At 69.9% G+C, this 14,383-nt stretch carries 14 protein-coding genes; 5 read left to right on the top strand and 9 right to left on the bottom strand.

From position 1 onward, the window contains the following. Positions 1 to 70: 70 nt before the first annotated feature. The 7 genes from FB561_RS19860 to FB561_RS19830 all read right to left on the bottom strand — a co-directional run bounded on the left by FB561_RS19860 (position 71) and on the right by FB561_RS19830 (position 8,538). Positions 71 to 475 (bottom strand): YjbQ family protein, encoded by a 405-nt coding sequence (locus FB561_RS19860; RefSeq protein ID WP_145808756.1) that lies wholly within the window; start codon positions 473 to 475, stop codon positions 71 to 73. Then, entirely contained in the window at positions 475 to 2,955 is a 2,481-nt protein-coding gene (gene leuS / locus FB561_RS19855; RefSeq protein WP_202880679.1) for a leucine--tRNA ligase, read from the bottom strand. Before leuS ends, FB561_RS19860 begins: the two co-directional genes overlap by 1 nt. 214 nt (positions 2,956 to 3,169) lie before the next feature. Next, positions 3,170 to 4,684: an alkaline phosphatase family protein gene (locus tag FB561_RS19850; protein WP_202880678.1), complete on the bottom strand. Its 1,515-nt coding sequence runs from the start codon at positions 4,682 to 4,684 to the stop codon at positions 3,170 to 3,172. A 104-nt stretch (positions 4,685 to 4,788) separates the two neighbouring features. Then, complete coding sequence (locus FB561_RS19845) at positions 4,789 to 5,706, bottom strand: helix-turn-helix domain-containing protein (RefSeq protein WP_145808754.1); 918 nt, start codon at positions 5,704 to 5,706, stop codon at positions 4,789 to 4,791. After that, the gene (locus tag FB561_RS19840) at positions 5,703 to 6,470 is read right to left on the bottom strand and encodes a phytanoyl-CoA dioxygenase family protein (protein WP_145808752.1); all 768 of its coding nucleotides are present in this window, start codon (positions 6,468 to 6,470) and stop codon (positions 5,703 to 5,705) included. Before FB561_RS19840 ends, FB561_RS19845 begins: the two co-directional genes overlap by 4 nt. 102 nt (positions 6,471 to 6,572) lie before the next feature. Then, a complete protein-coding gene (locus tag FB561_RS19835; RefSeq protein WP_145808750.1) occupies positions 6,573 to 6,839 on the bottom strand; it encodes a hypothetical protein in 267 nt (88 codons plus the stop codon). A gap of 19 nt (positions 6,840 to 6,858) precedes the next feature. After that, positions 6,859 to 8,538, bottom strand: a complete 1,680-nt coding sequence (locus FB561_RS19830; protein WP_145808748.1) for a sodium:solute symporter family protein — start codon at positions 8,536 to 8,538, stop codon at positions 6,859 to 6,861. 160 nt (positions 8,539 to 8,698) lie between these two features. On the opposite strand from FB561_RS19830, the gene FB561_RS19825 reads away from it, so the two are divergent. Both FB561_RS19825 and FB561_RS19820 read left to right on the top strand, forming a co-directional pair. Continuing rightward, a complete protein-coding gene (locus tag FB561_RS19825) occupies positions 8,699 to 9,862 on the top strand; it encodes a sensor histidine kinase (protein WP_202880677.1) in 1,164 nt (387 codons plus the stop codon). Then, positions 9,859 to 10,503 (top strand): response regulator, encoded by a 645-nt coding sequence (locus tag FB561_RS19820; protein WP_145808746.1) that lies wholly within the window; start codon positions 9,859 to 9,861, stop codon positions 10,501 to 10,503. Before FB561_RS19825 ends, FB561_RS19820 begins: the two co-directional genes overlap by 4 nt. 18 nt (positions 10,504 to 10,521) lie before the next feature. On the opposite strand, the gene FB561_RS19815 is transcribed toward FB561_RS19820, so the two are convergent. After that, on the bottom strand, positions 10,522 to 11,517 hold the full coding sequence (locus FB561_RS19815) for an endonuclease/exonuclease/phosphatase family protein (RefSeq protein ID WP_145808744.1): 996 nt from the start codon (positions 11,515 to 11,517) through the stop codon (positions 10,522 to 10,524). Positions 11,518 to 11,796: 279 nt separating this feature from the next. Between FB561_RS19815 and FB561_RS37950 the strand changes: the two genes are divergently transcribed. Beyond that, positions 11,797 to 12,402, top strand: a complete 606-nt coding sequence (locus FB561_RS37950; RefSeq protein ID WP_170284721.1) for a hypothetical protein — start codon at positions 11,797 to 11,799, stop codon at positions 12,400 to 12,402. A 6-nt stretch (positions 12,403 to 12,408) separates the two neighbouring features. On the opposite strand, the gene FB561_RS19805 is transcribed toward FB561_RS37950, so the two are convergent. Then, positions 12,409 to 13,434 (bottom strand): ABC transporter substrate-binding protein, encoded by a 1,026-nt coding sequence (locus FB561_RS19805; protein ID WP_238334917.1) that lies wholly within the window; start codon positions 13,432 to 13,434, stop codon positions 12,409 to 12,411. A gap of 110 nt (positions 13,435 to 13,544) precedes the next feature. Here FB561_RS19805 and FB561_RS19800 point away from each other — a divergent pair, with 110 nt between their 5' ends. Together FB561_RS19800 and FB561_RS19795 are read left to right on the top strand one after the other, a co-directional pair. Then, positions 13,545 to 13,871: a hypothetical protein gene (locus FB561_RS19800; protein ID WP_145808742.1), complete on the top strand. Its 327-nt coding sequence runs from the start codon at positions 13,545 to 13,547 to the stop codon at positions 13,869 to 13,871. Further along, complete coding sequence (locus FB561_RS19795) at positions 13,868 to 14,248, top strand: MerR family transcriptional regulator (protein ID WP_145808740.1); 381 nt, start codon at positions 13,868 to 13,870, stop codon at positions 14,246 to 14,248. Before FB561_RS19800 ends, FB561_RS19795 begins: the two co-directional genes overlap by 4 nt. Positions 14,249 to 14,383: the final 135 nt, after the last annotated feature.

The raw sequence follows: 14,383 nt of genomic DNA, 5'->3' as shown, positions 1-14,383 counted from the left end.
AACGTAACGCGATCCGCAACATCACGATAAGTCAGCAAAATGCGCGCCCGCGGGGTTACTCGGTAGTCCTTTAACCGGCCAGCCAGGAAAGCCGGACCTGCCGGTCGGGATTGTCGACGTTGGTGTCGACCAGACAGATCGACTGCCAGGTCCCGAGCTGCAACCGGCCGCCGAGCACCGGGATGCTCGCGGACGGCGGGATCAGCGCGGGCAGCACGTGATCGCGCCCGTGACCCGGCGTCCCGTGCCGGTGCCGCCAGCCGAAGTCGCGCGGCAGCAGGTCCTCCAGGAGTGCGAGCAGGTCGGTATCGCTGCCGGCCCCGGTCTCCAGGATCGCGACCCCGGCGGTGGCATGCGGGACGAACACGTGCAGCAGCCCGTCGCCGCGGCCGTTGACGAAAGCCTCGCACCGGCGGGTGAGGTCGAGGACGACCTCACCCGATCCGGTCGAGACGTCGATCAGCTCGGAGTCCATCAGGCCGGGACGATGTTGACCAGCTTCGGCGCCCGCACGATCACCTTGCGGACCCCGCGGCCGGCCAGCGCCTTCTGCACCGGGTCCGAGGCCAGCGCCAGCTGCTCCAGGTCCGCGTCGCTGATGTCCGGCGCGACCTCCAGCCGGTCCTTCACCTTGCCGGCGATCTGGACCACGCAGGTCACCGCGTCCTCGACCAGCAGCGCCGGGTCGACCTCGGGCCAGCCGGCCTTGGCGACGGTCGGCGCGTGGCCCAGGCTCTCCCACATCTCCTCGGCCGTGTACGGCGCGACCAGGCTCAGCAGGATCGCGGTCGCCTCGACCGCCTCGCGGACCGCCGGGTCGGCCGCCCCCGGACCGGAGTCGACCGCCTTCCGGGTGGCGTTCACCAGCTCCATGATCCGGGCCACCATCACGTTGAAGCGCAGCGATTCGATCAGCTCGGTGGCATCGGCGATGGTGCGGTGGGTGACCTTGCGCAGGGCGACGTCACCCGTCGACGGGTCCGCCCCGACCGGCGCCTCGACGCCGTGCGACAGCCGCCAGGCCCGCTGCAGGAACTTCAGCGAGCCACCCGGCGACAGGTCGGCCCAGTCGATGTCGTCCGACGGCGGCCCGGCGAACACCATCGTCAGCCGGATCGCGTCGACGCCGAACTCGTCGATCTGGTCGCCCAGGTTGACCCCGTTGCCCAGCGACTTGCTCATCGCCTTGCCCTGGTTGATCACCTGGCCCTGGTTCAGCAGCCGGGTGAACGGCTCGACCGCGGTCAGCAGGCCCATGTCGTGCAGCGCCTTGACGAAGAAGCGCGCGTACAGGAGATGCAGGACCGCGTGCTCCTTGCCACCGACGTACTGGAACACCGGCATCCAGCGCTCCGCGACCGCCGGGTCGAACGGGCCCTCGGTGTAGTCCGGCGACAGGTAGCGCAGGAAGTACCAGGACGAGTCGACGAAGGTGTCCATCGTGTCGGTGTCCCGCTCGGCCGCGCCGCCGCACTTCGGGCAGTCGACCTCGACCCACTCGCGGGCCGCCGCCAGCGGGGACACGCCCTTCGGTCGCAGGTCCTCACCGCGCAGGTCGGGCAGCTCCATCGGCAGCTGGTCGTCCGGGACCGGCACCTCGCCGCAGGACGGGCAGTGGATGATCGGGATCGGGCAGCCCCAGTACCGCTGCCGGCTCAGCAGCCAGTCACGCAGCCGGTAGTTGATCGTCCGCTCGCCCAGGCCCTTGCCGGCCAGCCAGTCGATGATCCGGGCCTTCGCCTCGTCGACCTCCAGCCCGTCCAGGCTGATCTCGGCGTTGGCGCTGTTGATCGCCGGGCCGTCCCCGGTGTACGCCTGACCGTCGAAGTCCTCCGGCGGCTGCACGGTCCGGACGATCGGCAGGCCGAACTTCTCCGCGAACTCCCAGTCCCGGGTGTCCTGCGCCGGGACCGCCATGATCGCGCCGGTGCCGTAGTCGGCCAGCACGTAGTCGGCGGCCCAGATCGGGATCCGCTCGCCGGTCACCGGGTTGATCGCGTACGAGCCCAGGAAGACGCCGGTCTTCTCCCGCTCGGTGCTCAGCCGCTCGATCTCGGTGGTCGCCTTGACCGCGGTCAGGTACGCGTCGAACGCCTCCCGCTGGTCCGGCGTGACCAGCTCGGCGGCCAGCTTCGCGTCCGGCGCGACCACCATGAAGGTGGCGCCGAACAGCGTGTCCGGGCGGGTGGTGAAGACGCGGATCGGCTCCTCGCGGCCCTCGACGGCGAAGTCCGTGAAGGCGCCCTCGGACCGGCCGATCCAGTTCCGCTGCATCAGCAGGATCTCTTCGGGCCACTCCAGCTGGTCCATGTCGTCCAGCAGGCGCTGCGCGTACTCGGTGGTCTTGAAGTACCACTGGGTCAGCTCGCGCTTGGTGACCTCGTGCCCACACCGCTCGCAGCGGCCCTGGACGACCTGCTCGTTGGCCAGCACGGTCTGGTCGTGCGGGCACCAGTTCACGAACGACGCCTTGCGGTACGCCAGGCCGCGCTCGTAGAACCGCAGGAACAGCCACTGGGTCCAGCGGTAGTACTCCGGGTCCGAGGTGTGCAGCCGGCGGGACCAGTCGAAGCTCAGCGCGTACCGCCGGATCGACTCCGCCTGGGTCTCGATGTTGCCGTAGGTGTACGTGGCCGGGTGCTCGTTGCGCTTGATCGCGGCGTTCTCGGCGGGCAGGCCGAAGGAGTCCCAGCCGATCGGGTTCAGGACGTCGTACCCGCGCTGGAACCAGTACCGCGACACCACGTCGTGCAGCGCGAACACCTCGCCGTGGCCCATGTGCAGGTCGCCGGAGGGGTAGGAGAACATCGTGAGCGCGTACCGCCGCTCGGCCGAGCCGTCGTCCTTGGCCTTGAACGGGTCCAGCTTCTCCCACACCGGCCGCCACTTGGCCTGCATGGCGTTGAAGTCGTAGCCACCCCGGTCGATGGGGGTGTCCTCCACCTGCTCGCTCACGGTCCTACTCCATACTTCGTGTCTTGGTTGAGCCTAAATGTGCCAGATGGCACCCCTGGACAGAAAAAAGCCCCTCGCACAGGAGGGGCCGCCGCACTGACCGGCGCTCAGCGGCGCCAGGATGCCAGTACGGCTACGTAAGGAGCAGGCTCACTCGCATGAAGTCAGAATAGCACCGCCGCTCGAACGGCAGCCGGAACCGCGTCCAGGCGGCTCAGCGGCGACCGGGCGGCGGCGTGGTGGGCCGGCGGCCAGGAGCCTGGGACGGCGGGGTCTGGTGATCCCGCCGGGCCACCGGCGCCGGGAGGTTCGCCACCTCGTACTCGGCCAGTCGGAGCTGACCGGTCGTACTCGGCATCGTGGGCGGTTCGGCGGGGCGGCCACGGAAGCGGAGTGCCGAGGTCATGTCGCCGAAGGTCCGGCGGCGCCACGGGCTGATGTTCGTGCATTCGACACCGGTCACGCGTTCCAGGAACCGCAGGTGCGAGGTGTGGTCGAACAACTCGCTGCACACCCAGCCACCGGCCGTCCAGGGTGACACGACGATGCACGGCACCCGGAAACCCGCTCCGAGGGGCAGACCGGCGCCGTGAACGCCACCGGGTGAGGTGAGCTCGGTCGACTCGCCCGGGGTGCCCGCCGGCGCGGTCGGCGGCGGTACGTGGTCGAACATGCCGCCGTTCTCGTCCCAGACCAGCAGGAACACCGTCTTCGCCCACACGTCCGGGTTCGCCGCGATCGCGTCGATCTTCGAGGCGATGTACTGCGCTCCCGCGGCCGGCGTGCCCTGGTTGGGGTGCTCGTTCGCCGCGACCGGCGGGAACAGCCAGCTGACCCGCGGCAGCCGGTCGTTGACGGCGTCGTACTCGAACTGGCCGGCGGCGGCCGGGGTCCTGGTGTTCAGGTACAGCGGCGAGTTCGGCGCGGCCTCGCGGAACCCCTTGAAGTACGGGTAGGCCTGACTCTTCATGCCGCCGTCCTCCCAGTAGAACTTCCAGCTGACGCCGGCGTCGGTGAGGTTCTCGGCGTACGTCCGCCAGGAGTTGACGTTCATCGCGTTGGTGAGAACCGGACCGCCGCGCTCACCCTCCGGGTCGACGGTGCCGGTCTCCCACATGACCCGGTTCGGCGTGGTGGATCCGAGGATCGAGCAGTGGTAGCTGTCGCAGATCGTGAACGCGTCGGCCAGCGCCCAGTGGAACGGGATGTCCTGCTCCTTGAAGTACCCCATCAGCAAGGGGATCCGGGACTGGTCGCCCGAGATGTAGCGGTAGCTCGCCGGCATCCACTGATCCATCCGGCCGCCGTTCCACGCCATGTGCGACGGGTCCCAGGCATAGGCGCCGGCCGACGGCATGCCCAGCGCGGACGTGGTCCGGCTGTCCAGGTGGAACGGCAGCTGGTACCCGTCCGGGTTCTTGTCGGTCGGCTGGTAGAACACGTTCCGGCCGGTCGGCAGCCGGATCGCGTCCGGATCCGAGAAGCCGGCTACCCCGGACATCGCACCGAAGTAGTGGTCGAAGCTCCGGTTCTCCTGCATCAGCAGAACGACGTGCTCGACGTCCCGCAGCGACGGCTGCTTGCTCGGCGGCGGTGACGCGAGCGCCTTCTCGACGTTGGGCGCCAGGGCCGCCAGGGCCATTCCAGCTCCCCCGGCGGCGGCCGCGGAACCGAGCAGCCGGCGCCTGGTGAACGTCGTACCGCGCGAAGCCTGGCTCTCGTCGGTCATCTCTGCTCCAACCCTCGGTGTCGACCAGCGGCCTGCACCGTACGGCTGGGTCCGTGAACCCGCTGTGGCGTGCCGAGGACGCGGAGCACAACGTCAGACATCCCCTAGAGGAACTCCGTCCCACCGGTCCGCCGGTGCTCCCCCGGCGTCCGGCCGTAGTGGCGGCGGAACGCGGTCGAGAACGGGCGTACGTCGGAGTACCCGCAGGCGCGGGCCACCTCGGTGACGGTGACCGATGGATCCAGCAGGAGCTGTGCGGCCAGTTCGAGCCGGAGGCGGCGCAGCGTGGCCATGATCGACGCACCGGTCTGCTGGTTGAAGAGACGCTCGGCGTGCCGCTCCGAGAGATGCGCGGCGGCGGCCACGTCCCGCACGGTGATCGGCCGGGACAGGTTGTCGCGGAGGTGCCGCTGCATCGCCTCGACCACCAGCAACCCGCGGTCGCGGCGTACCGGCTCCACGGCGAGGTCCTCGTCCACCGCGAAGGCGCGCGCGGTCTCGACGACCAGGGTGGAGCCGAGTGCCGCCAAGGTCGTGCTGTACCCCGCAACGGGTGCGGCTGCCTCGGCGGCGAGCGCCGTGATCAGCGCGGGCAGGGTGCCGACGCGGTCCGACATCACCGGTCCACCGGTACGGACGAGGCCGGACCACCACCCCGGCTCACCAGGGTCCGCCGCCGGCCGGTTGTCCGTGGCGACCGGCCGGAAGGTGAAGCCCCAGAACGCGATCCCCAGTGGTTCGGACCGGCTGGACTCGATCTCGTGGACGTCGCCCGGTCGCGCGAGGAACACCGACCCGGGCGCGATGTCGTACTGCACCGCACCGTTGTTGAAGCGGCCCTCACCCGTGTAGGCGAGGCAGACCTCGTGGAACGAGTGGCTGTGCCAGTAGTTCCGCCAGTACTCCGGCCGGTAGTGCCCCCAGCTGAGGAAGTCCGCGCGGAACCCGTCGGCCTCGCAGGACTCCAGCAGTCCGGCGAGGTCGACGAAACGGTCCGCGGTCGCGACGTCCGCGAGGGTCAAACGCCACTCCTGTGGGTCGGGTCGGTGCCTCGCAGCATCATGCCCTGCCCGAGCGAGTGGTCGTGCGTCTTCACCGTCGGCGGGTCCGCCGGGTCGCGGTACTGGATCAGCCAGGTGGTCCGCGCCTCCTCGCTGACGTTCACGCCGGAGCCGTGCACGGTCAGGTACGTGAAGAACAGCACGTCCCCGGCCTCCGCGGGCTGCGGCGTCGCGGACTCGAACGGGACGTCGGGCAGGTGGTACGAGCCTTCCGGGTCGTGCTCGCGCGGACCCTGCAGGTGGCTGCCCGGAATCACCCGGACGCAGCCCTTCTCCTCCGGCGCGTCGTCGAAGTGGAAGATCGCGGCGCCGACCCGGTGGTACTGGTGCGGGAAGAACGGGTGGTCCTGGTGCAGCGGGAACGGCGACCCGTTCTCCGGCGGCTTCACGAACAGCTTGGTGTGGTGCAACTGGACGCCCTCCACTCCCATCACCGCGGCGGCCACGTCGGTGAACCGCGGGTCCACCATCAGCCGGGAGAAGGCCGCGTCGTAGAACTGCGCGTCGTGCAGGTGCTGGAGCCGGGTGGCGCCACCGGACAGGCCCATCGCCGACTTCCAGGTCGGGTCGTCGTGCCGGTTCAGCTGGGCCAGCAGCGTGTGGCTGCGCTCGCGGTAAAAGGCCGCTTCTTCCTTGCTGAGCAGGCCTTTCACCAGCACGAAGCCGTCCGTGGCGTACTGCTCGGCCAGCGCGGACAGGTCCGGCGAGCGGTGCGTGATCGTCATCTCGAAGTCCTCCTGATCGGGGTACTTCGAGCCTACGAACACCGGCGTCCGGTGGGCAGGACCGGACCGGACGCCGATGTTCGTCAAACGGACATCACCAGCTCACTCGGACGCGGCCGGCGCGTCCTCGTCGGCGGCGGATTGCACCACGATCGGGCGCAGCCGGGCCCAGAGCACGAAGCCGGCCGCGAACACCAGCATCGCGATCCCGCCCCACAGGTTGATGTTCAGGCCGTCGGCCTTGGCCACCTCGTCCGGATCCGCGATCAGGCCGAGGATGGTCAGCACCAGGCCGTAGATCCCGATCAGCGCCGCGATCACCACCCGGATGTCGAACGCGCCGGTCTTCTTCTGCTGTTGGTCAGCCATCGGTCCAGTCCTTTCCGGGTCAGCCGAAGACGATGTTCAGGGCGACGGTGAGGGCGAGCGCGATCCCGGCCAGCAGCGTCGGCCGGCGGTACCAGCCGTGGTCGCCTTCCTGCGCGACCTCGGTCCGGGCCTCCTTCGGGGTCAGCGAGTACACCAGCCCGATCAGCTCGGTGTCACGCTTCGGCGTGGTGACCAGGCTGACCACGACGCTGACCAGGATGTCGACGACGAACGCCACCCCGGCGCCGACGAAGCTGGCCCCCTGGCCGGGCAGGTTGATCACGCCGTTCTCGGACAGGATGAAGACCAGTACCGCGGTCCCGGTCCCGGTGACCAGGCCGATCCAGCCGGCCGTCGGGGTCATCCGCTTCCAGAACATGCCGAGGATGAAGGTGGCGAACAGCGGCGCGTTGAAGAACGAGAACAGCTGCTGCAGGTAGTCCATCAGGTTGCTGTAGCCGGACGCGATCGCCGCGGTCCCGATCGCGACCAGGGTGCCGGCCACGGTCACCCAGCGACCGGTCTTCAGGTAGAAGTCGTCGTCGCGGCCCTTGAGCCCGTACCGCTCGATCAGGTCGTAGGTCATCACGGTGTTGAACGAGCTCAGATTCGCCGCCATGCCGGCCATGAAGGAGGCGAGCAGACCGGTGATCGCCAGGCCGAGCATGCCGTTCGGCAGCAGGTCGCGCATCAGCAGCAGCAACGCGTCGTTGTAGTCGACCTGGCCGCCGCCGGACTCCTTGAACTGGGTCAGCTCCGGCACGACCACGGCCGCGATCATGCCGGGGATGATGACGATGAACGGGATGAACATCTTCGGGAACGCGCCGATGATCGGGGTCCGCCGGGCCGCCGACATGTTCTTGCTGGCCATCGCCCGCTGGACCTCGACGAAGTTCGTGGTCCAGTAGCCGAAGGACAGCACGAAGCCGAGACCGAACACGATGCCGATCACCGAGAGGAAGCTGTTGGTGAATCCGCTCAGCTGCTCCCCCGGCCAGGCGCTCAGCTGCTCGGCGCCGCCCTTGGAGTCGGTCACCTTGTCCACCAGGCCCTGCCAGCCGCCCACCTTGTGCAGCCCGACCAGGGTCAGCGGCAGCAGCGCGGCCACGATCACGAAGAACTGCAGCACCTCGTTGTAGATCGCGGCCGACAGCCCGCCGAGGGTGATGTAGCTGAGCACGATGACCGCGGCGACGATCGTGGAGACCCAGATCGGCCAGCCGAGCAGCACGTTGACGATGGTGGCGAGCAGGAACAGGTTCACCCCGGCGATCAGCAACTGGGCCAGCGCGAAGCTGATCGCGTTCACCAGGTGCGCGGGTTTGCCGAACCGGCGGAGCATGAACTCCGGCACGCTGCGGACCTTCGAGCCGTAGTAGAAGGGCATCATCACGACGCCGAGGAACAGCATCGCCGGGACCGCGCCGACCCAGAAGTAGTGGAACGTGGGCATCCCGTACTCCGCGCCGTTCGCGGACATGCCCATGATCTCGATCGCGCCCAGGTTGGCCGAGATGAAGGCCAGCCCGGTCACCCAGGCCGGCAGCGAGCGGCCGGACAGGAAGAAGTCCAGGCTGTTCGAGACCGCGCGTTTGGCCAGGTACCCGATGCCGAGCACGAAGGCGAAGTACAAAGCGATGATGATGTAGTCGATCGCCTGCGCGTCCAGCCGCAGGATCGAGTCTTGCGCGAGCATCGGCCCTCCGCATCGTCGAATGTGACGCATGGTGGTGTTACCGGTGAGGAACGTTACTCCTGCTCTCCATCATGCTCCCGCCGACCCGCGCCGCGTCTCCCTCCGGGTCTCCACCCAGGGGTTGTTCAGCCGGTGACCCCGGAGTCGTTACCGTCGGTGCGTGGGCCTGAACCGGATGACGCGGCACGGCGAGAGCGGGTGGCTCGGCCGGCTGCTCACCTCGGGAGTCGCCGTCGCGGTCCTGGCCACCGCCCGCCCGGCCGAGCCGTGGGCCTGGTTCGTCCTCGCCGCCGGTTTCGCCGCGTTCCTGATCGGCACTTTCCTGATGACGGCGCGGGAGTGGTGGGCCTTCGGGCTGCTCGGGTACGCCGTGGTGAGTTCCGCGCTGATCGCGGGGATGCCCGGGTCGAACGCGCTGGTGCTGGTCCTGGTCTCGATCACCGACATCGCCGTGATGCCGTTCGGCCGGGGCCGCCGGAACAGGCCGATCATCGTGGCCGGGGTCGCCACGGCGCTCGCGTACGGCGGGTCGGCGCTGCTGTTCGACCGCGACCTCACCTGGTGGCTCGGCCAGCTGGGGTGGGCCGCGGTGCTGATCGCGTTCGGGCTGAACCGGCGGCAGTACGAGATCCAGGCCCGGCAGACCGAGCAACTGCTCGCCCAGACCCGGGTCGCCCAGCGCGAACACGCCCGCGCGGCCGCCCTGGACGAACGGGCCCGGATCGCCCGTGAACTGCACGACGTCCTGGCCCACTCGCTCGGCGCGCTCAGCGTCCAGCTCGAACTCGCCGAGGCGCTGCTCGAGGACCGGCAGGATCCGGCGGCCGCGCTCGACCGGGTCCAGCGCTCCCGCAAGCTCGCGCGTCAGGGCCTCACCGAGGCACGGAACGCGGTGGCCGCACTCCGGTCCGACGACGTCCCGGCGTTGCCCGAGGCGCTCGCGACCCTGGCCGAGCAGCACCGCCGCGACCACGGGACGACCGTGCGGGTGACCGTGGACGGTGCGCCGGGAGTACTCGACTCGGCCGCGGTGGTCGCCCTGCTCGGCGCGGCCCGCGAAGCCCTGACGAACGCCGCCCGGCACGCCGCCGGCCGGCCGGTCCAGGTCCACCTGACCGGCGGTACCGGCGTACGGCTCGAGGTTCGCAACCCGATCCCCGAGCAGCCCGGGGACGGTGGCGAGGCCGGGTTCGGGCTGACCGGGATGCGGGAGCGGCTGGCGTTGGTCGGCGGGACACTGACGGCCGGGCCGGTCGGGACGGAGTGGGTGGTGGTGGCCGAGGTGACGGGTGAGCGAACGACGCTGGTGGAGGTGCCGGGATGAGTGATCGACCGATCCGGGTGGTGGTGGCGGACGATCAGCAGGTGGTCCGTGAAGGGCTGGTCGCGTTGCTCGGCCTGCTGCCCGACGTCGAGGTCACGGGCGACGCCGCGAACGGCGCCGAGGCCGTCCAGCTGGTTGCCGAGGGCAACGTCGATGTGGTGCTGATGGACCTGCGGATGCCGGTCCTGGACGGGATCCAGGCCACCGCTCGGCTGACCGCGGAGTACCCGGAGGTACCGGTCCTGGTGCTGACCACCTACGCCGACGACGAGTCGATCGCCAAGGCCCTGCGCGCCGGCGCCCGCGGGTACCTCACCAAGGACGCCGGCCGGACCGAGATCGGCGCCGCGCTCCGGGCCACCGCGGCCGGTCAGTCCACCTTCGACCCCGAGGTGTCCCACCGCCTGGTCGCCGGGCTCGACCCCGCCCCGGTCCCGGCCCGGGACGGGCTGACCGCACGCGAGACCGAGGTGCTCCGGCTGATCGCGCAGGGGCTGAGCAACCCCGAGATCGCCGCGCTGCTGTTCATCGGCGAGGCGACGGTCAAGACCCACATCAACAACACCTTCGCCAAGATCGGCGCCCGGCATCGCGCCGAGGCCGTCCGCTACGCCTACCGCCACGGCCTCGCCGAAGCCTGACCGACCACGGCCGGGTGGTCAGATCCGCAGCTCGGCCACGACCGGGCGGTGGTCGGATCCGGTCTGCTCCATCACCCAGGCCTTCGTCGGGGTGACGCCGCGGACCATGATGTGGTCGATCCGGGCCATCGGGAACTTGGCCGGCCAGGTGAACCCGAAGCCGTGCCCGGCCGCGCCCTGGGCCGAGCGCAGGCCGGCCGTGATCGGGGCCAGGCTGCGGTCGTTCGCGGTGCCGTTGAAGTCGCCCATCAGCACGACCCCGGCGCGCTTCTCGGTCGCGATCTGCTGGCCGAGCTGCTTGATGGTGTCGTTGCGCTGGTTCGAGGTGAAGCCGCTGGCGCCGATCCGGACCGAGGCCAGGTGCGCGACGTACACCGCGACCTTGCCCTCCGGGGTGCTGACCTCGGCCCGCAGCGCCCGGGTCCAGCTGAACCCGACGTCGACCGACCTGCTCTCCTCCACCGGGAACTTCGACCACAGCGCGACCGTGCCGCGCGTCACCACGTGCGGGTACGCCTTGGCGAACTTGGCCTTGTAGACCTTCAGATCGGCCGAGGTGATCTCCTCCAGCGCCATCACGTCGGCGTCCGCGGTCAGCAGTTCCTTGGCGGTGGCGGCCGGGTCCGGGTTCTCCGCGTCGACGTTGTGCGACAGCACCCGCAGGTCGTACGCCCCGCCGTTGCTGCTCGGGATCAGCAGGTGACCGAACATCATCGACCAGACCGCGATCGGTACGAGCAGTGCGACCCCGGCGGTCGCGGACCGGCGGACCAGGGCGGCGACAGCGAGGACGGGGATGGCCAGGCCGACCCAGGGCAGGAAGGTGTCCAGCAGGCTGCCCATGTTGCCGAACGAGTTCGGTACGCGGCGGTGGAACAGCAGCGGGAGCGCCGTCAGTACGGCGAGGACGGCGATGATCAAGCCACGCCGCCACCTGCCGGCGCGACGACGCTGCCTGGCGGCGGCTCGCGGCTTCGGCTTCCGGTCGGTCGCGGTGGTCTGGCTCGGGGGCATGACAGCGATTGTTACGGACAGCCGGGCCGTGCCAAAGTCCACGGCCGCCCGGAGCGCGGATTTCCTCCCTGCCGATCCTCCGGAGGAAGGAGGAACGGACCGAAAGGACGACGTTTCACCCCGTCACAAACCTGATGCCGAAGGCAACATTCCCGGCGCTACCTCGGTCCGGCCGGCCCCGGCTGCTGGTGGTGATGTGCGAGCTCGCCGAGAACGACGCGGGTTAGGGACTCGCCAGAGCCACTGGTGCGCGACCCCGCCGGTACCGACAATGCGGATATGTCGGAGGAGTCCACGCGGCCGTTCGTCGTCCGCAGACAGCGCTGGGAGACCACCTCGTTCATCCTGTACGCCGGGGTGGTCGTCTTCGCGCTGATGCTGTTGCTCACGCTCGGCTGTGTCGTGGTCGCATGGGCGCGGGACGAGTCGCCGCGGGGGCCGTTGGAGGCGGTGTGGCTGTCCTTCGGCGGGATGCCGCTGATCTTCGCGGTCGGGCTGCCGGTGCTGCTCGGGGTCGGCTTCGTCACCACCGCCGAGGCGCGCCGCGAGTCCGGCGACGAGGACGTGCTGCTGATGATCGAGGACGACGGCGTCTACCTCGGCGGCGACCGCCCGCAGCGGCTGCCGTGGTCCGACGTGCACGGGATCTGCCGGGTCGAACGCCGCGACGTCGACGGGGACGGCGAGGAGACCTGGCACGCCCACGTCGTGGTGCTGCGTCATCCGGACTCCGCGCTGCCCAAGCTGTCGAAGAACTGGGGCCCCTCCTGCGACTGGCCGGAGGGGCTGCTGGCCAAGCACCTCACCTTCGAGGAACTGACCGCCGCGGTCCACGAGCACGCGCCGCACGTCGCCGTGACGGACCGCGGGCGCGTACTCGACTAGGCCCCGTCAGCTCTGGGGAGCGAGCAGCTTCTCCAGGTCGGAGAGCACGTCCATCGCGCCGATCGGCCCGAGCCCGAGGAACCACACCTCGTCGTCGACCCGGTCGACGTGGCCGGCCTTGACCGCCGGCAGTGACTTCCACAGGTTCCCGTTGACGACCTTGGACTCGTCGGTGGTCTCCGGCTTGCCGTAGCTGGAGTAGTAGATCCGGTCGCCGTCGGCCTGGCCGATGTTCTCCTGCGAGACCTCGACCGCCAGGTCCTCGACGTCCTGCACCTTCGGCCGCGGCAGCCCGATGTCCTTGACGATCACGCCGATGAAGGACTTGTTGCCGTACAGCCTGATCTCGCCCGGGCGGAACCGGACCAGCGAGATCGTCGGCGAGCCGTCGACCTTGCCCTTCACCTCGTTGGCGCGCTTCTGGTACTCGTTCAGCAGCCCGGTGGCCTTGGCCTCCTCGCCGACCGCGTCCGCGACCAGCAGGAAGTCCTCCTTCCACGGGAACCCGGGCCGGATACTCATCACCGTGGGGGCGATCGCGCTGAGTTTGTCGTACAGGTCGTTCGCGCGCAGCTTGCTGCCCAGGATCAGGTCCGGCTTGAGGTTCGCGATCGCCTCCAGGTTCAGCTCGCTGATCCCGCCGACGGTCTGGATCCCCTGCGCCTTGCCGGCCAGGTAGCTGGGGACGCCGCTCTGGCCCGCGGTGGTCGCCATCCCGACCGGAGTCAGACCGAGCGCCAGGACGCCGTCGAGCTCACCGCTGTCCAGGACGACGATGCGCTCCGGCTTCTTCTCCAGCTTGGTCTCGCCGAGCGCGTGCTTCACGGTCCGCGGGAAAGCCCCGTCCGCAGCGTCCGAACCGAGCTTCGCGGTCTCGGCGTCGGCGGTGGAGAACAGCCGGCCGCCGGTCGCCACGTCCGTGTCGCCGGGTCCGTTGTCGGACGCCTTGGTGTCGCCACCACTACAACCGGTCAGCAGGACGCCGAGCGCCACCGCGCCCACCACAGCCGTCCGGATCCGACTCCCCATCATGTGTTGCCTTCCTTCGCTCGAGCGGAACGCCGCAGACATTACAGGCCTTTGGTTAGGCAACCCTCACCTGACTGGAATCTGGGACCGCGGTACAGGGTGAAGCTGGTGACATGACCGAGAACCTCGACTGGATCGACTCCTCCTGCACGCTGCCGACCGCCGACCGCCCGCTGCGGGTGGCCGAGTTCGACGCGCTCTTCCGGACCGCGGTGCGCGCGGTCGACCGGCCCACGTCCAGCCTGCTCGTCCTCCACCTCGACCCGGCCGCCGAGTCCGAGGCCCGGGAGCTCACCGCCCGGGAGAACGCGTGCTGCTCGTTCTTCGACTTCACCTTCACCGCCGGTGCCGACGACGTGCTGCTCCGGGTCGAGGTCCCCGCCGGCCGGACCGCGGTACTGGACGGACTCGCCGGCCGGGCCGCAGGCTGGTCGACATGAGAAGCGGAGAACTGGCCGCCGCGGCCGGGGTCAACCAGCAGACCCTCCGGTACTACGAGCGCCGCGGCCTGCTGCCCGAACCCGATCGCAGCCTCGGCGGCCACCGCACGTACCCACCCGAGGCCCTCGAACGGCTCCGCCTGATCAAAGCGGCCCAGCGCCTCGGCTTCACCCTGGCCGAGATCGCCGGCCTGCTCTCCCCGCACTGGACCAGACCCGGCCTTCAGGAAACCGCGGCCGCCAAACTGACCGAGATCGAAGCCCGCATCGCCGACCTGACCACCGTCGCCCAAACCCTCCGCCAAGCCCTCACCGCCGGCTGCCAGGACCTCACCACCTGCGCCCACACCCCCACCTGCCCCCTCCCCCTCACGTGACACCGGGGCCTGACACCCGAGTCGGCCAAACTGAACGCCATGACCGTCCAAGTCCGGCCCGCCACCGCCGCCGACGGCCACGGTCTGCGCGCCGCCGCCGGATAGCGAGCTCCGCAAAGGGGTGCGGCCGCGGCG

It is taken from the genome of Kribbella amoyensis (assembly GCF_007828865.1).
Classification (GTDB): Bacteria; Actinomycetota; Actinomycetes; order Propionibacteriales; family Kribbellaceae; genus Kribbella; species Kribbella amoyensis.
This window is presented reverse-complemented; position numbering and strand designations above follow the sequence as displayed.